This window comes from Escherichia sp. 93.0816 (assembly GCF_013368855.2).
Classification (GTDB): Bacteria; Pseudomonadota; Gammaproteobacteria; order Enterobacterales; family Enterobacteriaceae; genus Escherichia; species Escherichia ruysiae.
This window is the reverse complement of sequence record NZ_JABWNC020000012.1, coordinates 22579-41923: the sequence shown is the minus strand read 5'-3', so window position 1 is coordinate 41923 and position 19345 is coordinate 22579. Positions and strand designations below refer to the sequence as shown.

Here is a 19345-nt window from a genome sequence, read left to right as displayed (position 1 = left end):
CCATGCATTTTGATGTTTTTCAGCAATATCCAGCGGTGATGCCCATCCTGGCAACCGTTGGTGGATTAATCATCGGCAGTTTTTTGAATGTGGTGATTTGGCGTTACCCCATCATGCTTCGCCAACAAATGGCCGAGTTTCAGGGGGAAACGCCGAGTGCGCAGTCAAAAATAAGCCTGGCGCTGCCACGCTCGCACTGTCCGCATTGCCAGCAGACCATCCGCGTTCGTGACAATATTCCGCTGCTCTCCTGGCTGATGCTCAAAGGGCGCTGCCGTGACTGTCAGGCGAAAATCAGCAAGCGTTATCCGCTGGTGGAGTTATTGACGGCACTCGCTTTTTTGCTGGCGAGTCTGGTCTGGCCGGAAAGTGGATGGGGGCTGGCGGTGATGATATTATCCGCCTGGCTGATTGCCGCGAGTGTCATCGACCTCGATAACCAATGGCTGCCCGATGTCTTTACTCAGGGCGTATTGTGGACGGGGCTGATTGCAGCATGGGTGCAGCAGAGTCCGTTAACGCTACAAGACGCAGTTACCGGCGTACTGGTGGGGTTTATCACTTTTTACTCGCTGCGCTGGATAGCCGGAATAGTTCTGCGTAAAGAAGCATTAGGCATGGGCGATGTATTACTCTTCGCCGCTTTAGGTGGCTGGGTGGGGGCGTTGTCGTTGCCCAATGTTGCTTTAATCGCCTCATGCTGCGGCCTGATATATGCCGTTATTACAAAAAAAGGATCAACGACGCTGCCTTTTGGACCGTGTTTAAGTCTGGGCGGTATAGCAACACTTTATCTACAGGCATTGCTTTAATGATAACAACGTCATTATCGAAGTGACATTTTTACTCTTATTAATAACCTTAGAGATTATTAACCATGTCGATAAAAAAGATGCCAGGGAGGGTATTAATATCGCTATTGTTGAGCGTTACAGGATTATTAAGTGGCTGCGCCAGCCATAATGAAAACGCCAGTTTACTGGCGAAAAAACAGGCGCAAAATATCAGTCAAAACCTGCCAATTAAATCTGCGGGATATACCTTAGTGCTGGCGCAAAGTAGCGGCACGACGGTAAAAATGACCATTATCAGCGAAGCGGGTACACAAACCACGCAGACGCCTGACGCCTTTTTAACCAGCTATCAACGACAAATGTGCGCTGACCCAACGGTGAAATTAATGATCACTGAGGGAATTAATTACAGCATAACGATTAATGATACACGTACAGGTAACCAGTATCAGAGGAAACTGGATCGTACCACCTGTGGAATAGTCAAAGCATAACGTCGGGTATATAAATTGGCGCGGGTTGTTTTTCGTGACGCACGAATTTATCTCATTCAGTGGCTGACTAAAATTCGTCACACTCTTAACCAGAGACAATCTCTTAATACAGACAAAGAGCATCTGCGAAAAATTGTACGCGGGATGTTCTGGCTGATGCTGCTTATTATTTCTGCAAAAATGGCGTACTCATTCTGGCGCTATATCTCCTTTTCTGCGGAATATGCATCGGTTTCCCCATCGGTGAATAAACCGACCCGTGCGGATGCAAAAACGTTCGATAAAAACGACGTGCAATTAATCAGCCAGCAAAACTGGTTTGGCAAATATCAGCCCGTTGCCGCGCCCGTAAAACAACCCGAACCTGCGCCAGTGGTAGAAACGCGTCTTAACGTGGTACTGCGCGGGATCGCCTTTGGCGCCAGACCCGGTGCGGTTATTGAAGAAGGCGGCAAACAGCAGGTCTATTTGCAGGGCGAACGGCTTGGTTCTCACAACGCGGTGATTGAGGAAATCAACCGCGACCATGTGATGCTGCGTTATCAGGGAAAAATGGAGCGTCTGAGTCTGGCAGAAGAGGAACGTTCCACTGTTGCTGTGACCAACAAAAAAACCGCCAGTGACGAAGCAAAGCAAGCTGTTGTTGAGCCTGCTGTCAGTGCGCCAGTTGAGATCCCGACGGCTGTGCGTCAGGCACTGGCGAAAGATCCGCAGAAAATTTTTAACTATATCCAACTTACGCCTGTGCGTAAGGAGGGGATTGTCGGTTATGCAGTGAAACCGGGGGCAGATCGTTCTCTGTTCGATGCCAGCGGTTTCAAGGAAGGCGATATCGCCATTGCGTTAAATCAGCAGGATTTCACTGATCCACGAGCAATGATTGCTCTGATGCGGCAGTTACCTTCAATGGATTCCATTCAACTTACGGTTTTACGCAAGGGTGCGCGCTACGACATTTCCATCGCGCTGCGCTAACCGCATTTAATCCAGGAGAATCATTCATCGTGTTTTGGCGTGATATTACGTTGTCGGTCTGGCGTAAAAAGACAACTGGCCTCAAAACAAAAAAGCGTTTACTGCCGCTGGTGCTGGCAGCGGCATTATGTAGTTCACCGGTCTGGGCGGAAGAAGCCACTTTTACCGCTAATTTTAAAGATACCGACCTGAAATCGTTCATCGAAACCGTCGGCGCTAATCTCAATAAAACCATCATTATGGGGCCGGGCGTGCAGGGGAAAGTGAGTATTCGCACCATGACCCCGCTCAATGAACGTCAGTATTACCAGCTATTCCTTAACCTGCTGGAAGCGCAGGGGTATGCGGTCGTACCGATGGAAAACGACGTGCTGAAGGTGGTGAAATCCAGCGCCGCAAAAGTCGAGCCGCTGCCGTTGGTCGGTGAAGGCAGCGACAACTACGCAGGCGATGAAATGGTCACTAAAGTGGTGCCGGTACGCAATGTGTCGGTACGCGAGCTGGCACCGATTTTGCGCCAGATGATCGATAGCGCAGGTTCTGGCAACGTCGTTAATTACGATCCCTCCAACGTGATTATGCTCACCGGACGCGCCTCAGTTGTGGAACGGCTGACGGAAGTGATCCAGCGTGTGGATCACGCGGGAAATCGCACCGAAGAGGTGATCCCGCTGGATAACGCCTCGGCTTCGGAAATTGCCCGCGTGCTGGAAAGCCTGACCAAAAACAGCGGCGAGAACCAGCCAGCGACGCTGAAATCACAGATTGTCGCCGATGAACGCACCAACAGCGTGATTGTCAGTGGTGACCCTGCCACGCGAGACAAAATGCGCCGCCTGATCCGTCGTCTGGACTCAGAAATGGAGCGCAGCGGCAACAGCCAGGTGTTCTATCTCAAATACAGCAAAGCCGAAGATCTGGTCGATGTTCTGAAACAGGTCAGCGGCACACTCACCGCCGCCAAAGAAGAGGCGGAAGGCACGGTTGGTAGCGGGCGTGAGGTTGTCTCCATCGCCGCCAGCAAACACAGTAATGCCCTGATTGTTACCGCGCCGCAGGACATCATGCAGTCGCTGCAAAGCGTGATTGAACAACTGGATATCCGTCGTGCTCAGGTGCATGTCGAGGCGTTGATCGTGGAAGTTGCCGAAGGCAGCAATATCAACTTCGGCGTGCAGTGGGCGTCGAAAGATGCCGGGTTAATGCAGTTTGCCAACGGCACGCAGATCCCTATCGGCACGCTGGGGGCAGCGATTTCTCAGGCGAAACCGCAGAAAGGCTCCACGGTGATCAGCGAAAACGGCGCCACCACCATTAACCCGGACACCAACGGCGATCTCTCCACGCTCGCCCAGCTTCTTTCTGGCTTTAGCGGTACGGCGGTTGGCGTGGTGAAAGGCGACTGGATGGCGCTGGTACAGGCGGTTAAAAACGACTCCAGCTCGAACGTCCTCTCCACGCCGAGCATCACTACGCTGGACAACCAGGAAGCCTTCTTCATGGTGGGGCAGGATGTTCCGGTATTAACCGGATCTACCGTTGGTTCCAATAACAGCAATCCTTTCAATACCGTAGAGAGGAAAAAAGTCGGCATCATGCTGAAAGTCACGCCGCAGATTAACGAAGGTAACGCGGTACAGATGGTGATTGAGCAGGAAGTCTCGAAGGTGGAAGGGCAGACCAGCCTCGATGTGGTGTTTGGTGAGCGCAAACTGAAGACTACCGTGCTGGCTAACGATGGTGAGCTGATTGTGCTTGGCGGTCTGATGGACGACCAGGCGGGAGAAAGCGTGGCGAAAGTGCCGTTGTTGGGCGATATCCCGTTGATTGGCAACCTGTTTAAGTCCACGGCAGATAAAAAAGAAAAACGTAATCTGATGGTGTTTATCCGCCCGACCATTCTGCGTGACGGTATGGCGGCAGACGGCGTTTCGCAGCGCAAATATAACTATATGCGCGCCGAGCAGATCTATCGCGATGAGCAAGGCTTAAGCCTGATGCCGAACACCGCGCAGCCGGTACTGCCAGCGCAAAACCAGGCCCTACCGCCGGAAGTACGCGCATTCCTCAATGCCGGGAGAACGCGTTAATGGTGCCTGTAGCACAGGAAACCACCGCTAACACCGTGCGTCTGCCCTACAGTTTCAGCCGTCGGTTTAGCCTGGTGGCATGGTGCGAAGCGTCGCTTGAGATCCTCCACGTCCACCCGTTGTCGCTCTCTGTTTTGCAGGAGCTGCAGCGGGGGGTGAACGCGCCCTTTACGCTGCGGCAAATCGATGAGGCCGAGTTTGAACAGCGGCTAAATGCGGTCTGGCAGCGGGACTCTTCCGAGGCTCGCCAGCTGATGGAAGATATCGGCTCTGCCGAGGACTTTTTTACCCTCGCAGAAGAGCTGCCGGAAACGGAAGATTTGCTGGAAAGTGACGACGATGCGCCGATCATCAAACTGATCAACGCCATGCTGGCAGAGGCGATTAAAGAAGGCGCTTCGGATATCCACATCGAGACGTTTGAAAAGAGTCTGGTGATCCGTTTTCGTGTTGACGGCACATTACATGAAATGCTGCGTCCGGGGCGCAAACTGGCCTCGCTGCTGGTATCGCGTATTAAGGTGATGGCACGGCTGGATATCGCCGAAAAGCGCGTACCGCAGGATGGCCGTATTGCGCTGCTGCTGGGCGGTCGGGCGATTGACGTGCGTGTCTCCACCATGCCATCCGCCTGGGGCGAGCGCGTGGTGCTGCGACTGCTGGACAAAAACCAGGCTCGCCTGACGCTGGAGCGTCTGGGTTTAAGTCACGAACTGACCGCGCAGTTGCGCCAGCTACTGCACAAACCGCACGGCATCTTTCTGGTGACGGGGCCGACGGGTTCCGGCAAAAGCACCACGCTGTACGCCGGATTGCAGGAGCTGAACAACCACTCGCGTAACATTCTCACGGTTGAAGACCCCATCGAATACATGATTGAAGGGATCGGTCAGACGCAGGTAAACACCCGCGTTGGGATGACCTTCGCCCGTGGCCTGCGCGCGATTTTGCGTCAGGACCCGGATGTGGTGATGGTGGGTGAAATCCGCGATACCGAAACCGCAGAAATCGCCGTCCAAGCGTCGCTCACTGGGCACCTGGTACTTTCCACGCTGCATACCAACACGGCGGTGGGGGCGATTACGCGTTTGCAGGATATGGGCGTGGAGCCTTTCCTGCTCTCTTCCAGTCTGACGGGCGTGATGGCGCAGCGGCTGATTCGCACGCTGTGCCCCGACTGCCGCCAGCCCGCGCCTGCCACTGACGAAGAAAAACGCCTGCTGGGGATTACCGACGCGTGTACTGTCACGCTGTACCATCCGCAGGGCTGCCCCGCCTGTAATCACAAAGGTTTTCGCGGGCGTACTGCCATCCATGAGTTGATCGTGGTGGACGCCACATTGCGTGATTTTATCCACCGTCAGGCCGGGGAACTGGAGCTGGAACGTTATGTCCGGCAACACTCTGCGGGCATCCGCAGCAATGGCATTGAGAAAGTGCTCGCCGGAGAAACCTCTCTCGATGAAGTTCTGCGGGTAACCATGGAGGCGTAATGGCACTGTTTTACTATCAGGCGCTGGAGCGTAATGGTCGCAAAACCAAAGGCATGATTGAGGCGGATTCCGCGCGTCATGCCCGCCAGTTGTTGCGCGGTAAAGACCTCATTCCCGTGCACATTGAAGCCCGGCTGAATGCTTCGTCAGGGGGAATGTTGCAGCGTCGGCGGCACGCACATCGTCGCGTGGCGGCGGCAGATCTGGCGCTGTTCACCCGCCAACTGGCAACGCTGGTGCAGGCAGCAATGCCGCTGGAAACCTGCTTACAGGCGGTCAGTGAGCAAAGCGAAAAACTGCATGTAAAAAGTCTCGGAATGGCGCTGCGCAGCCGGATTCAGGAAGGTTACACCCTGTCGGACAGCCTGCGCGAACATCCCCGCGTCTTTGATTCCCTGTTTTGTTCGATGGTGGCTGCCGGAGAAAAATCCGGGCATCTCGATGTGGTGCTTAATCGCCTGGCGGATTACACCGAACAGCGGCAGCGCCTGAAATCACGACTGTTGCAGGCCATGCTCTACCCGTTGGTATTGCTGGTGGTGGCAACGGGCGTGGTCACTATTTTGCTGACGGCGGTAGTGCCGAAAATTATCGAACAGTTTGATCATCTCGGACACGCGCTGCCCGCTTCCACCCGCGCACTTATCGCCATGAGCGACGCGTTACAGGCCAGCGGCGTTTACTGGCTGGCGGGTTTGTTGGGGCTTCTGGTGCTGGGGCAACGGCTACTCAAAAATCCTGCTATGTGCCTGCGCTGGGATAAAACCTTGCTGCGCCTGCCCGTGACGGGGCGGGTTGCGCGCGGGCTGAATACGGCACGTTTTTCCCGCACGTTAAGCATCCTCACTGCCAGCAGTGTTCCGCTGCTGGAAGGCATTCAGACCGCCGCCGCCGTGTCGGCAAATCGCTATGTTGAGCAACAACTGCTGCTGGCGGCAGATCGCGTCCGCGAAGGAAGCAGTTTGCGCGCCGCGCTGGCGGAGCTTCGCCTGTTCCCGCCGATGATGTTGTACATGATCGCCTCCGGTGAACAGAGCGGCGAGCTGGAAACCATGCTTGAACAGGCCGCAGTCAACCAGGAACGGGAATTTGATACCCAGGTGGGACTGGCATTAGGGCTGTTTGAACCGGCGCTGGTGGTGATGATGGCGGGCGTGGTGCTGTTTATCGTCATTGCCATCCTCGAACCAATGCTGCAACTGAACAATATGGTTGGAATGTAATTTACGGAGTTATCACATGAATTCGTTATCCCGCACACAAAAACCACGGGCAGGTTTTACCCTGCTGGAAGTGATGGTGGTGATTGTTATTCTTGGCGTTCTGGCAAGCCTGGTCGTGCCTAACCTGCTGGGCAACAAAGAGAAAGCGGATCGGCAAAAAGCCATCAGCGATATCGTGGCGCTGGAAAACGCGCTGGATATGTACCGACTGGACAACGGGCGTTATCCGACCACCGAGCAGGGGCTTGAGGCGCTGATCCAGCAACCGGCCAATATGGCGGATTCCCGCAACTACCGTCCAGGTGGATACATTAAACGGCTGCCAAAAGATCCGTGGGGCAATGATTATCAGTATCTCAGCCCCGGTGAAAAAGGGATGTTTGATGTTTACACCTTAGGGGCGGATGGTCAGGAAAACGGAGAAGGCGCTGGCGCAGATATCGGTAACTGGAATTTGCAGGAGTTTCAGTAATCAGTGCCTGAACGCGGATTCACTCTTCTGGAAATCATGCTGGTGATTTTCCTTATCGGCCTTGCCAGTGTGGGCGTGGTACAGACTTTTGCGACCGATTCTGAATCGCCTGCGAAAAAAGCGGCGCAGGATTTTCTGACTCGCTTTGCGCAGTTTAAGGACAGGGCGGTGATCGAAGGACAGACACTCGGTGTGTTAATCGACCCGCCTGGCTACCAGTTTATGCAGCGTCGTCAGGGGCAGTGGTTGCCCGTTTCTGCGACCCGGTTATCGGCACAGGTTACGGTGCCGAAACAGGTGCAGATGCTGTTACAACCCGGAAGTGATATCTGGCAGAAGGAATATACTCTGGAGCTGCAACGTCGTCGCCTGACGCTGCATGATATTGAACTGGAGCTGCAAAAAGAGGCGAAAAAGAAGACGCCGCAGATCCGTTTTTCGCCTTTTGAACCCGCCACGCCGTTTACGCTGCGCTTCTACTCGGCGGCGCAAAACGCATGTTGGGCGGTAAAGCTGGCGCACGATGGCGCGTTATCCCTCAGTCAATGTGATGAGAGGATGCCATGAAGCGCGGATTTACGTTGCTGGAAGTGATGCTCGCGCTGGCGATTTTTGCGCTGGCTGCCACGGCGGTACTACAGATTGCCAGCGGTGCGCTGAGTAATCAGCAGGTTCTTGAGGAGAAAACGGTAGCGGGCTGGGTAGCTGAAAACCAGACCGCACTGCTCTACCTGATGACCCGCGAACAACGGGCGGTCAGGCATCAGGGCGAGAGCGATATGGCAGGAAGCCGCTGGTACTGGCGAACTACACCGCTGAATACCGGTAACGCGCTGCTCCAGGCGGTGGATATTGAAGTCAGCCGTCATGAAGACTTTTCGTCGGTGATCCAGTCACGACGCGCCTGGTTTAGCGCCGTGGGAGGCCAACAGTGAGAAGGACTCGCGCTGGTTTCACATTACTGGAAATGCTGGTGGCAATCGCCATTTTTGCCTCGCTGGCACTGATGGCGCAGCAGGTGACAAACGGCGTTACGCGCGTGAATAGCGCCGTCGCCGAACACGATCAAAAACTAAACCTCATGCAGCAAACGATGAGTTTTCTGACCCACGATCTGACGCAAATGATGCCACGCCCGGTAAGAGGCGAGCAGGGGCAGCGGGAACCGGCGTTACTGGCTGGCGCTGGCGTGCTGGCGTCCGAGAGTGAAGGGATACGCTTTGTGCGTGGCGGTGTGGTTAATCCATTGATGCGCCTGCCGCGCAGTAATCTGCTTACCGTCGGTTACCGCATTCATGACGGTTATCTTGAACGATTGTCCTGGCCGCTGACCGATGCAGCAGGCAGTGTGAAGCCAACAACGCAAAAATTAATCCCGGCAGATTCGCTCCGTTTGCAGTTCTACGACGGCACGCGCTGGCAGGAGAGCTGGTCGTCAGGGCAGGCGATCCCTGTGGCGGTGTGCATGACCCTGCATTCGCCACAATGGGGCGAGATTGAACGCATCTGGTTGTTACGCGGGCCGCAATTATCATGATCACCTCACCACCAAAACGCGGAATGGCGCTGGTCGTGGTGCTGATATTGCTGGCGGTCATAATGCTGGTAACCATCACGCTTTCCGGGCGGATGCAGCAGCAACTGGGAAGAACGCGCAGCCAGCAGGAGTACCAGCAGGCGCTGTGGTATAGCGCCAGTGCAGAAAGCCTGGCGCTGAGCGCGCTCAGTCTGAGCCTGAAAAATGAACAACGTGTGCATCTGGCGCAGCCGTGGGCATCCGGCCCCCGTTTCTTCCCACTGCCGCAGGGGCAAATTGCCGTCACCCTGCGTGACGCACAGGCTTGCTTTAACCTGAATGCCCTCGCTCAGCCGACGACGGCATCGCGTCCGCTTGCGGTACAACAGTTGATTGCCCTGATCTCGCGCCTGGATGTGCCTGCTTATCGAGCTGAACTGATAGCCGAAAGCCTGTGGGAGTTTATTGACGAAGATCGCAGCGTGCAGACGCGTCTGGGTCGTGAAGACAGCGAGTATCTCGCCCGCTCGGTGCCGTTCTATGCCGCTAATCAACCGTTAGCTGATATCAGCGAGATGCGTGTGGTGCAGGGAATGGACGCCGGACTCTATCAAAAACTGAAACCGCTGGTTTGTGCGCTGCCGATGACCCGCCAGCAAATCAACATCAACACATTAGACGTCACGCAAAGCGTAATTCTTGAGGCGCTGTTTGACCCGTGGTTAAGCCCTGTTCAGGCGCGGGCGTTACTACAACAACGTCCGGCAAAGGGTTGGGAAGATGTCGATCAGTTTCTTGCACAGCCGCTACTTGCTGACGTCGATGAGCGTACTAAAAAACAGCTAAAAACCGTCCTGAGCGTGGACAGCAATTACTTCTGGCTGCGTTCGGATATCACCGTGAATGAGATTGAACTGACGATGAACTCGTTAATTGTCCGCATGGGGCCACAACACTTTTCGGTTCTCTGGCATCAGACAGGAGAAAGTGAGTGAGTTCCATGCTTGAGATTTTTTTCCCGCTTTGCGCCACCGACCCCATCCGCTGGCAGCGCCGTACACCCGACGTGGAGTGCGGTATCTGGCCTGACGTTGCTGACGAACGTCTCCAACAATGGCTGCAAACTGATGCGATTCGACTCTACATTCCCAGCGAATGGATCAGCGTCTGGCAGGTTGAACTGCCTGATGTCCTCCGTAAGCAGATACCGACTATTCTGCCCGCCTTACTGGAAGAAGAGCTGAACCAGGATATCGATGAACTGCATTTCGCCCCGTTGAAAATCGACCAGCAACTGGCAACCGTGGCAGTGATTCACCAACAGCATATGCGCAACATTGCGCAGTGGTTGCAGGAAAACGGCATCACCCGCGCTACCGTCGCGCCGGACTGGATGTCCATTCCTTGTGGATTTATGGCTGGCGATGCGCAACGGGTTATCTGCCGCATCGATGAATGTCGGGGATGGAGCGCCGGGCGTGCGCTGGCTCCGGTCATGTTCTGCGCCCAGCTCAATGAGCAAGAGATGCCGCTTTCGCTGACCGTGGTCGGCATTGCACCGGAAGAGCTATCAGCATGGGCTGGCGCAGACGCTGAACGCCTGACCGTTACGGCTCTGCCAGCCATTACCACATTCGGAGAACCAGAAGGGAACTTGCTAAGCGGCCAGTGGCAGCCTCGCGTCAGCTACCGAAAACAGTGGGCGCGCTGGCGGGTGATGGTTATGCCGATATTGCTGATTCTGGTTGCGCTGGTAGTGGAACGGGGCGTGACGTTATGGAGCGTCAGCGAACAGGTGGCGCAAAGTCGCGCCCAGGCTGAGAAAGAGTTCTTAACGTTGTTCCCGGAGCAGAAGCGGATTGTGAATTTACGCTCTCAGGTAACGATGGCGCTGAAAAAATATCGCCCGCAGGCCGACGATACCAGGCTGCTCGCAGAGTTGTCAGCGATTGCCAGCACCCTGAAAACGGCGTCACTTTCCGACATCGAGATGCGTGGCTTCACCTTTGATCAAAAACGCCAGACGCTCCACCTTCAGTTGCGGGCAGCGAGCTTTGCCAGTTTCGACAAACTGCGTAGCGCACTGGCGGCAGATTATGTTGTGCAACAGGACGCGTTACAGAAAGAGGGTGATGCGGTTTCCGGCGGCGTAACGTTGCGGAGGAAATAACATGTTACGCGATAAATTTATTCACTATTTTCAGCAATGGCGTGAACGCCAGTTAAGCCGTGGCGAACACTGGCTGGCTCAACATCTGGCGGGGCGTTCGCCGCGTGAAAAGGGCATGTTACTGGCTGCGGCGGTGTTTCTGTTTAGCGCCGGATATTACGTCCTCATCTGGCAGCCTTTGAGCGAACGGATTGAGCAACAGGAGACGATGTTGCAGCAGCTGGTGGCGATGAACACCCGACTGAAGAGCGCCGCGCCGGATATTATCGCAGCGCGAAAATCCGCCACAACAACGCCTGCGCAGGTATCGCGGGTCATCAGTGACAGTGCTTCCGCGCATTCTGTGATCATCAAGCGGATAGCCGAGCGCGGGGAGAATATCCAGGTCTGGATAGATCCTGTGGTGTTTAATGATCTGCTGAACTGGTTAAACGCGCTGGATGAAAAGTATGCGCTGCGGGTGACACAAATTGATGTCAGCGCAGGTGAGAAGCCAGGGATGGTGAATGTGCAGCGGCTGGAGTTGATAAGAGGATAAGTGTTCCAGTAAATTCCCTGTGAAATTCAACCCGAAAGGTGAGTGTATAATCTTCTTATCCACTCACCGAATTGAATATTTGTGCAATAAGAAATATCCCATTTCTGTCATCACTGAATGTTCTGCAAAACGACAGATACGAGTTCTCTCCTGAAGCAGCCCTGCATCCTATAAATATGCTTAAGTGTGGCAATACATCATGATCATTAATAGATGTAATGAATCGTTGAGTGGCAATTGATAGGTCAAAACATATAGGATAATTCTTGTGTGATCTGTATTTTGTGTAGCCTGGAAATTACTAAAATTCCTGGAGACAATCAGAAAGGAAATTTTAAGTAAGCAAAATAATTTCCACAGAAACTATCCGTCGATTTGAAACAATGTCTGCTCAGGTATATCTACTGAGGGATAGTGCTGGCTGTAATGCTGGTTAAAATAAACACGCTAAATAATCAAGGCATATATTTTAATCGACAACAATAATTGCTGCCGGAATTATTCCTGCGACTTAAATAACATTGTTTAAATGTGACGAATATCACAAATATGACCGCAAAGAGGGGGCTGAAGATATAAATAAGAAGTACATGAGTGAATTTTAAATAGGGAAATAGTTTCTCGGTAAACAATTTTTGGGTAATAAATTGCGTGCGTTCTGATGTGAAACAGATTGCAGATGTTGCTACGCATAAAATTTATAGGTGGTGTTATAATCCAGTAGTTAACAGTAAAAGAAAAAATAATTTCTTGTGAAATTAACAGCTCATTTTGAATAAGTGTGTTCCGGAGTAATCCAGAATGCATGGTGCTTTACGTCTTTTTTACTCATACAGGCTAAGCAAAAAGAGTTACGCATAATTTCCTGAGAAATTAACTCTACATTCTAAAACGGCAAGTTTTCTGAAATGACCAGAAGACCGAATACATTCATGCCTGAAGAATGGATTAGAAGAAATGAGACGGAAATAGATTAATTTATCCCTGCAGAAATAATTTCTGCTGAAATTGTTTGCGGCTATTAAAAAAGCCAAACCGTCTGAACGTATTTTATCCAATTACAAACAAGTATTACCTCCAGTGTATTGGTAGCTGTTAAGCCAAGGGCGGTAGCGTACCTGAAGAGATTAGGATCACATCATCAAATGGCAAGAAGTGGATTTGAAGTCCAGAAAGTCACCGTAGAGGCATTATTTCTACGAGAAATACGAACACGTTTTGGTAAGTTTCGTCTGGGGTATTTGTGGGCGATTCTCGAACCCTCTGCGCATTTGCTGATACTGTTGGGCATTTTTGGTTACATTATGCACCGCACGATGCCAGACATCTCGTTCCCGGTGTTTTTACTTAATGGCCTGATTCCCTTTTTTATCTTTAGCAGTATCAGCAATCGTTCTGTCGGTGCTATTGAAGCGAACCAGGGATTGTTTAATTATCGTCCAGTAAAACCCATCGATACGATCATTGCGCGCGCACTGCTTGAGACGCTGATTTACGTTGCTGTTTATATATTGCTCATGCTCATTGTCTGGATGGCAGGTGAATATTTCGAAATAACAAATGTTTTACAACTTGTGGCCACCTGGAGTCTGCTGATCATACTTTCATGCAGCATTGGCTTAATATTCATGGTCGTTGGTAAAACCTTCCCCGAGATGCAAAAGGTTCTGCCGATACTGCTTAAACCGCTGTATTTCATCTCCTGCATCATGTTCCCTCTGCACTCAATTCCTAAGCAATATTGGTCTTATCTTCTCTGGAACCCATTAGTACATGTGGTGGAGTTAAGTCGTGAGGCCGTTATGCCTGGCTATATTAGCGAAGGTGTGAGTCTGAACTACCTGGCAATGTTCACTCTGGTAACCCTGTTCATTGGTCTGGCGTTATACCGAACGCGTGAGGAGGCAATGCTGACATCATGATTAAGATTGAGAATTTGACGAAGTCTTATCGTACACCAACGGGGCGACACTATGTGTTTAAGGATTTAAACATCGAAATCCCTTCGGGAAAAAGCGTTGCCTTTATTGGTCGTAATGGTGCAGGTAAATCAACGTTACTGAGAATGATTGGTGGCATTGACCGCCCCGATAGCGGAAAGATCATCACCAATAAAACGATATCATGGCCAGTCGGCCTCGCCGGTGGATTCCAGGGAAGTTTAACCGGACGCGAAAACGTAAAATTTGTTGCGCGGTTATACGCGAAGCAAGAAGAGCTGAAAGAGAAAATTGAGTTTGTCGAAGAATTTGCTGAACTCGGCAAGTACTTTGATATGCCGATCAAAACTTACTCATCTGGTATGCGATCTCGCCTGGGCTTTGGTTTAAGCATGGCATTTAAGTTTGATTATTATATCGTCGATGAAGTAACCGCAGTCGGTGATGCCAGGTTTAAAGAGAAGTGCGCTCACTTATTTAAAGAAAGGCATAAAGAGTCTAGCTTTTTGATGGTTTCACATAGCTTGAATTCATTGAAAGAGTTTTGTGATGTGGCGATTGTGTTTAAAAATAGCAATATTATTGGTTATTATGAGAATGTTCAAAGTGGTATAGATGAGTATAAAATGTATCAAGCTTTAGATATTGAATGATAATTATTTAAATAATTAACTCTTAGTTCAGGTATTTATATGTTCTGCTTGTCATTCGTTGGTGTTAATAATAAAATTAATATGACAAATAGCATATGTCTCTTATGAAATTGAAACGATAAACTTAACGACACAGGTAGAATACAAGTGACATAAGAAATTATGTTGCTGTGGCTGATATAAGTTCTTTTGTTCATTTATTTTTGTCGCCAAGCATCATGAATAGAAATCCAGATCTCCTAAAATCATAACGAAATTGTTAAGATATCGTTCTCTGAATAACTAGACTAGCTCCCTGAATCTCTAGGCAATCAATATCATTTAACTAACTGATAGTAGTGATACTAGTCTTTTAGACTAGTAGTTGGAGAATAGATAATTGGTGTCTTAGGAGCAGAGAAACGCAGACAGCGTGCCACACAGGAAAATCGCTATTTTTCAGCAGAGCCTTGAACCGAGAATGGCGGTCTTCCTCGTTGCCAGACAACATGGTGTGGCAGGCTGCCAGTTATTCTTTCAGCGTAAGCAATACTAAGAGGGAGGCCTGATTACTGTTGCACTAACAGTGTCATTGCCGGAGATTGTAATCACACTCTATATAATTATATAAACTCTATTGTATTTAGTGTATGAGGAGGATGGACAGTATACTTTGAACTAGGTAATTATGAATTTGATCGTGATCTCGTAATACGTTGCTGTTATTCTTTAATTAATTATCTGCCAATTTATTTTTAGATAGTTACAGGAAATGTTTATGCAAAGAGTGGTTTGATATGGTAAGAGTAATAATTTAGATGAAGATAAATATATCAAACGTACACCCTGGTAGTTATTTTTAATTAAACATATCGTCCATGAGGTGCGGAGTCATTCTAATCAACTTAATGTGTTCTGCTTATTAAGTATTTCCTATAAATAAACGACTATCAATACGTTGATAGTTTTCATTAACATGCAATATTAATTAAAATATTACCCCATGATTGTTGCAAATATGTCATCATACCCACCTCGAAAAAAAGAGTTGGTGCATTCTATACAAAGTTTACATGCTCAAGTAGATAAAATTAATCTTTGCCTGAATGAGTTTGAAGAAATTCCTGAGGAATTAGATGGTTTTTCAAAATTAAATCCAGTTATTCCAGATAAAGATTATAAGGATGTGGGCAAGTTTATATTTCCTTGCGATAAAAATGATATGATCGTACTTACAGATGATGATATTATTTATCCTCCCGATTATGTAGAAAAAATGCTCAATTTTTATAATTCCTTTGCAATATTCAATTGCATTGTTGGGATTCATGGCTGTATATACATAGATGCATTTGATGGAGATCAGTCTAAAAGAAAAGTATTTTCATTTACTCAAGGGCTATTGCGACCGAGAGTTGTAAATCAATTAGGTACAGGGACTGTTTTTCTTAAGGCAGATCAATTACCATCTTTAAAATATATGGATGGTTCTCAACGATTCGTCGATGTTAGATTTTCTCGCTACATGTTAGAGAATGAAATTGGTATGATATGTATTCCTAGAGAAAAAAACTGGCTAAGAGAGGTCTCATCAGGTTCAATGGAAGGACTTTGGAACACATTTACAAAAAAATGGCCTTTAGACATCATAAAAGAAACACAAGCAATCGCAGGATATTCAAAACTTAACCTCGAATTAGTGTATAATGTGGAAGGGTAAAAACTTACTTTTTTATTCACATTCCTGTATTTTGTGTTGGTTTCTGAAGTTTATAGTATAAATACTTGTTTTAAATAGTTGTACGTTGATATTTTGTTATATACTTATTTAAACCATTTGTTTTATGATTTTGAAAAATATCAGCGTTAGTTTGGTAGAGTTTATTAATGAAGATTTTTGTCTAAAAGAAGGCGGTAACGCAATATGTCAATTATTAGGAGGTGCTCTGAGTTATATTGATATTGTTTATTGATGAATGGCTATACCAAATAAATCAGATGTGCTATTGAGATATAGATAGTTTCATTTAGTATTATCACATAACGCCACCTAAATTACATTACAGATTTGAAATATATGTCTGCAATATCACCATTACGATAAACGACAGTGTTTAAAATAAAGTAATCTTGTAGATAATAAAGAGGGAATATGATGAATAAATTAGTGCTAGTCGGACATCCTGGCTCAAAGTATCAGATAGTTGAACATTTTTTGAAAGAAATTGGCATGAACTCACCAAATTATTCTACAAGTAATAAAATTTCCCCAGAATATATCACCGCTTCATTATGTCAATTTTATCAAACACCAGAAGTTAATGATGTAGTAGATGAGAGAGAATTCTCATCTGTTCAAGTCTCAACCATGTGGGATAGCATGGTTCTTGAACTAATGATGAACAATCTAAATAACAAACTTTGGGGGTGGGCAGATCCATCTATAATATTTTTTCTTGATTTTTGGAAAAATATAGATAAAAGCATAAAATTCATCATGATATATGATCACCCTAAATATAATTTAATGCGTTCAGTAAATAATGCCCCTCTCTCTTTAAATATAAATAATAGTGTAGATAACTGGATTGCATATAATAAAAGATTGCTTGATTTTTTTTTGGAGAATAAAGATCGATGTGTGTTGATTAATTTTGAGGCGTTTCAAAGCAATAAGAAAAATATTATAAAGCCATTGAGTGATATTATAAAAATAGATAATCTAATGTCTGCGCATTACAAAAATTCAATATTGTTTGATGTGGTTGAGAATAATGATTATACAAAATCAAATGAAATTGCCCTGCTTGAAAAATATACAGCTTTATTTTCTTTAAGTGCAAATGAGACTGAAATTACATTTAATGATACAAAGGTTAGTGAGTACTTGGTATCTGAATTAATAAAAGAAAGAACCGAGGTTCTGAAGCTTTATAATGAGTTACAAGCCCATGCAAACCTACCTTATATAGAAACATCGAAAGATAACGTTTCGGCTGAGGCTGCATTATGGGAGGTAGTCGAAGAGAGAAATTCTATCTTCAATATTGTCTCTCATTTGGTGCAAGAGTCAAAAAAGAAGGATGCAGATATTGAATTGACTAAATCTATATTTAAGAAAAGACAATTTTTATTATTGAACAGGATTAATGAGCTAAAAAAAGAAAAGGAAGAGGTAATTAACCTTTCAAAAATAAATCACAACGATGTTGTGAGACAAGAAAAATATCCAGATGATATTGAAAAAAAAATAAATGACATACAGAAATATGAAGAAGAGATAAGCGAAAAAGAATCAAAACTCACTCAGGCAATATCAGAAAAAGAACAGATTTTAAAACAATTGCATATAGTGCAAGAGCAGTTGGAACACTATTTTATAGAAAATCAGGAAATTAAAAAGAAACTTCCACCTGTGCTATATGGAGCAGCTGAGCAGATAAAACAAGAGTTAGGTTATCGACTTGGTTATATTATAGTCTCGTATTCTAAATCCCTCAAGGGGATTATTACCATGCCATTTGCACTTATCCGTGAGTGTGTTTTTGAAAAAAAACGTAAGAAGAGTTATGGCGTTGATGTGCCACTCTATTTATATGCTGATGCTGATAAGGCTGAAAGAGTTAAGAAACATTTATCTTATCAATTAGGGCAGGCTATTATCTCCAGTGCTAATTCGATATTTGGATTCATTACCCTTCCATTTAAGTTAATTGTTGTTGTTTATAAATATAGGAGAGCTAAAATCAAGGGCTGTTAAAAATGTGAACCCTAATGAGATATATTGCAAATTTTATTTTTCTCTTTGTGGTGTTTTGCTTTCGTTAAAATAGTTAGTTATTTTATTTATATAATATCACGCATTATAATACCAATTTATACTTTTGCAAGTGACCGTATAGATTCGCCACATATTGCAATTTTTGTTCTCTCGTAAAATATTTTCTTCTGGTGTCAGTAATTCGAGCACTTCATGCTGTCTTTTACTGCAGTATAGTACTAGGTTTTCAGCTAGTTTCTGATTAAATATGTTTAGCTCTTTAAAGAGTCTATTTATTTAAATTCAATGAACTGTTCTTTCGGCGTTCGCTTAAAACGTTCAGAGGTGCGTTCTGGGCGTAAAGGGGTAGGTCCATAGGGCTTGATAGCGGATTCCTGCGGTGCTTTGTCGAAGTTTCCTGGGAACTCTTTCCCGTTATCTGCGATGCCCTGGTTGATATCGATAGGGAATAGCCGGTCTGCACGGCAAAAGAAGAGTTTGATGATATCACAGTTAAGTGACGGCACGGCCTGTGCCAGAGCGTAGTTGCTGTGTTCGTCGATCATGGTAATGACATAACAGCGCAGCTCGCCCATTCTGAGCTCAATAGCATCTATACCAACGAGCTCACTGCTCTTTACCGGGCGATAGCGTTTTGATCTGCGGGTTGGAGGATTGTATTTTTTATGAACAGTGTTTTTCCTTGGGGAGGCAGTCACATCGGTATCAGTCGCATTTTATCGTGTGCGGCCGTGAACATCCTGCCGATGGTTGAAATGCTCGGACAGACCAGTCGGTGCTGTTCACTCCACGGCTTCAAGCAAACAAAAATCTGTTCTTCTAGGTTGGGAAGCTCTATTCTCAGTCGCCGTATTTCTTACAGAATTACGAGATGCCATTGCTTTGTGCGATGTACTAGCGGAGCTTTGCTACGCGGAATAAGTGCCTCTGGGCCATAATACAGCGTTCGTGTGGATACGGCAAAAACTTCCGCAACTGTATTGATCTCATGTTTCTCCCAGAAGTATATTTTTTCATCCTTAATTTTGTAATCTCAGGTATAACAAAGTGTTTCATCACATAGATGTTGGCATGGTAATGCCTCAAATATCCGCCGCAGATACGTTGCATCAACTTAGCATTTCCCTCGCTTGTCCGGAGATAATTGCAATATCTCTGAGAGCTTACACTGTGACATTCGTTGAGTTTTAGTGATGTTTTTAAAGATTTATATTTATAATATTTAGT

General features: G+C 47.4%; 17 protein-coding genes and 2 pseudogenes. 18 read left to right on the top strand and 1 reads right to left on the bottom strand.

The features are described from left to right. Positions 1–2: 2 nt before the first annotated feature. The 18 genes and pseudogenes from pppA to HEM79_RS13785 all read left to right on the top strand — a co-directional run bounded on the left by pppA (position 3) and on the right by HEM79_RS13785 (position 18097). Positions 3–812, top strand: a complete 810-nt coding sequence (gene pppA, locus HEM79_RS13870; protein WP_176241625.1) for a prepilin peptidase PppA — start codon at positions 3–5, stop codon at positions 810–812. Between the two features lie 65 nt (positions 813–877). Beyond that, positions 878–1288, top strand: a complete 411-nt coding sequence (gene gspS2, locus HEM79_RS13865) for a type II secretion system pilot lipoprotein GspS-beta (protein ID WP_001504708.1) — start codon at positions 878–880, stop codon at positions 1286–1288. A 15-nt stretch (positions 1289–1303) separates the two neighbouring features. Further along, positions 1304–2263, top strand: a complete 960-nt coding sequence (gspC, locus tag HEM79_RS13860) for a type II secretion system protein GspC (RefSeq protein WP_176241626.1) — start codon at positions 1304–1306, stop codon at positions 2261–2263. A 29-nt stretch (positions 2264–2292) separates the two neighbouring features. Next, positions 2293–4353 carry a type II secretion system secretin GspD gene (gspD, locus tag HEM79_RS13855; RefSeq protein ID WP_000498830.1) on the top strand — a complete coding sequence of 687 codons (2061 nt, stop codon included), beginning with the start codon at positions 2293–2295 and terminating at the stop codon, positions 4351–4353. After that, the gene (gspE, locus tag HEM79_RS13850) at positions 4353–5846 is read left to right on the top strand and encodes a type II secretion system ATPase GspE (protein ID WP_176241627.1); all 1494 of its coding nucleotides are present in this window, start codon (positions 4353–4355) and stop codon (positions 5844–5846) included. Before gspD ends, gspE begins: the two co-directional genes overlap by 1 nt. Continuing rightward, the gene (gene gspF, locus HEM79_RS13845; protein ID WP_176241628.1) at positions 5846–7069 is read left to right on the top strand and encodes a type II secretion system inner membrane protein GspF; all 1224 of its coding nucleotides are present in this window, start codon (positions 5846–5848) and stop codon (positions 7067–7069) included. Before gspE ends, gspF begins: the two co-directional genes overlap by 1 nt. A 16-nt stretch (positions 7070–7085) precedes the next feature. Then, positions 7086–7541, top strand: coding sequence for a type II secretion system major pseudopilin GspG (gene gspG / locus HEM79_RS13840; RefSeq protein WP_001087292.1), 456 nt, complete (start codon positions 7086–7088; stop codon positions 7539–7541). Positions 7542–7544: 3 nt separating this feature from the next. After that, positions 7545–8108, top strand: a complete 564-nt coding sequence (gene gspH / locus HEM79_RS13835; RefSeq protein WP_001115158.1) for a type II secretion system minor pseudopilin GspH — start codon at positions 7545–7547, stop codon at positions 8106–8108. Next, entirely contained in the window at positions 8105–8476 is a 372-nt protein-coding gene (gene gspI, locus HEM79_RS13830; protein WP_000820131.1) for a type II secretion system minor pseudopilin GspI, read from the top strand. The genes gspH and gspI overlap by 4 nt, the downstream gene beginning before the upstream one ends. Then, positions 8473–9078, top strand: coding sequence for a type II secretion system minor pseudopilin GspJ (gspJ, locus tag HEM79_RS13825; protein ID WP_176241629.1), 606 nt, complete (start codon positions 8473–8475; stop codon positions 9076–9078). The genes gspI and gspJ overlap by 4 nt, the downstream gene beginning before the upstream one ends. Then, positions 9075–10052 (top strand): type II secretion system minor pseudopilin GspK, encoded by a 978-nt coding sequence (gene gspK, locus HEM79_RS13820; RefSeq protein WP_021551394.1) that lies wholly within the window; start codon positions 9075–9077, stop codon positions 10050–10052. The genes gspJ and gspK overlap by 4 nt, the downstream gene beginning before the upstream one ends. Continuing rightward, positions 10049–11227 (top strand): type II secretion system protein GspL, encoded by a 1179-nt coding sequence (gene gspL, locus HEM79_RS13815; protein WP_176241630.1) that lies wholly within the window; start codon positions 10049–10051, stop codon positions 11225–11227. Before gspK ends, gspL begins: the two co-directional genes overlap by 4 nt. Position 11228: 1 nt before the next feature. Continuing rightward, complete coding sequence (gene yghD, locus HEM79_RS13810; RefSeq protein WP_176241631.1) at positions 11229–11765, top strand: GspM family type II secretion system protein YghD; 537 nt, start codon at positions 11229–11231, stop codon at positions 11763–11765. Between the two features lie 1145 nt (positions 11766–12910). Next, positions 12911–13687 carry an ABC transporter permease gene (locus tag HEM79_RS13805; RefSeq protein ID WP_176241632.1) on the top strand — a complete coding sequence of 259 codons (777 nt, stop codon included), beginning with the start codon at positions 12911–12913 and terminating at the stop codon, positions 13685–13687. Beyond that, positions 13684–14358 carry an ABC transporter ATP-binding protein gene (locus HEM79_RS13800; RefSeq protein WP_176241633.1) on the top strand — a complete coding sequence of 225 codons (675 nt, stop codon included), beginning with the start codon at positions 13684–13686 and terminating at the stop codon, positions 14356–14358. Before HEM79_RS13805 ends, HEM79_RS13800 begins: the two co-directional genes overlap by 4 nt. A gap of 375 nt (positions 14359–14733) precedes the next feature. After that, a pseudogene (locus tag HEM79_RS13795) lies at positions 14734–14890 on the top strand (transposase); the annotation flags it as partial. A 450-nt stretch (positions 14891–15340) separates the two neighbouring features. Then, positions 15341–16057, top strand: a complete 717-nt coding sequence (kfiA, locus tag HEM79_RS13790) for a K5 polysaccharide biosynthesis alpha-UDP-GlcNAc glycosyltransferase KfiA (RefSeq protein WP_176241634.1) — start codon at positions 15341–15343, stop codon at positions 16055–16057. Positions 16058–16492: 435 nt separating this feature from the next. Beyond that, entirely contained in the window at positions 16493–18097 is a 1605-nt protein-coding gene (locus HEM79_RS13785; RefSeq protein ID WP_176241647.1) for a kfiB protein, read from the top strand. 96 nt (positions 18098–18193) lie between these two features. On the opposite strand, the pseudogene HEM79_RS13780 reads toward HEM79_RS13785, so the two are convergent. After that, positions 18194–19228 (bottom strand): annotated as a pseudogene (locus tag HEM79_RS13780) (IS481 family transposase). Positions 19229–19345 lie beyond the last annotated feature (117 nt).

Bases quoted from the DNA above. Each gene is read 5' to 3' on its own strand.
- gspK (WP_021551394.1), top strand. From the start codon at position 9,075: ATGATCACCTCACCACCAAAACGCGGAATGGCGCTGGTCGTGGTGCTG.
- gspS2 (WP_001504708.1), top strand. From the start codon at position 878: ATGTCGATAAAAAAGATGCCAGGGAGGGTATTAATATCGCTATTGTTG.
- kfiA (WP_176241634.1), top strand. From the start codon at position 15,341: ATGATTGTTGCAAATATGTCATCATACCCACCTCGAAAAAAAGAGTTG.
- gspG (WP_001087292.1), top strand. From the start codon at position 7,086: ATGAATTCGTTATCCCGCACACAAAAACCACGGGCAGGTTTTACCCTG.
- HEM79_RS13805 (WP_176241632.1), top strand. From the start codon at position 12,911: ATGGCAAGAAGTGGATTTGAAGTCCAGAAAGTCACCGTAGAGGCATTA.
- pppA (WP_176241625.1), top strand. From the start codon at position 3: ATGCATTTTGATGTTTTTCAGCAATATCCAGCGGTGATGCCCATCCTG.
- HEM79_RS13785 (WP_176241647.1), top strand. From the start codon at position 16,493: ATGAATAAATTAGTGCTAGTCGGACATCCTGGCTCAAAGTATCAGATA.
- HEM79_RS13800 (WP_176241633.1), top strand. From the start codon at position 13,684: ATGATTAAGATTGAGAATTTGACGAAGTCTTATCGTACACCAACGGGG.
- gspI (WP_000820131.1), top strand. From the start codon at position 8,105: ATGAAGCGCGGATTTACGTTGCTGGAAGTGATGCTCGCGCTGGCGATT.
- gspF (WP_176241628.1), top strand. From the start codon at position 5,846: ATGGCACTGTTTTACTATCAGGCGCTGGAGCGTAATGGTCGCAAAACC.
- yghD (WP_176241631.1), top strand. From the start codon at position 11,229: ATGTTACGCGATAAATTTATTCACTATTTTCAGCAATGGCGTGAACGC.
- gspE (WP_176241627.1), top strand. From the start codon at position 4,353: ATGGTGCCTGTAGCACAGGAAACCACCGCTAACACCGTGCGTCTGCCC.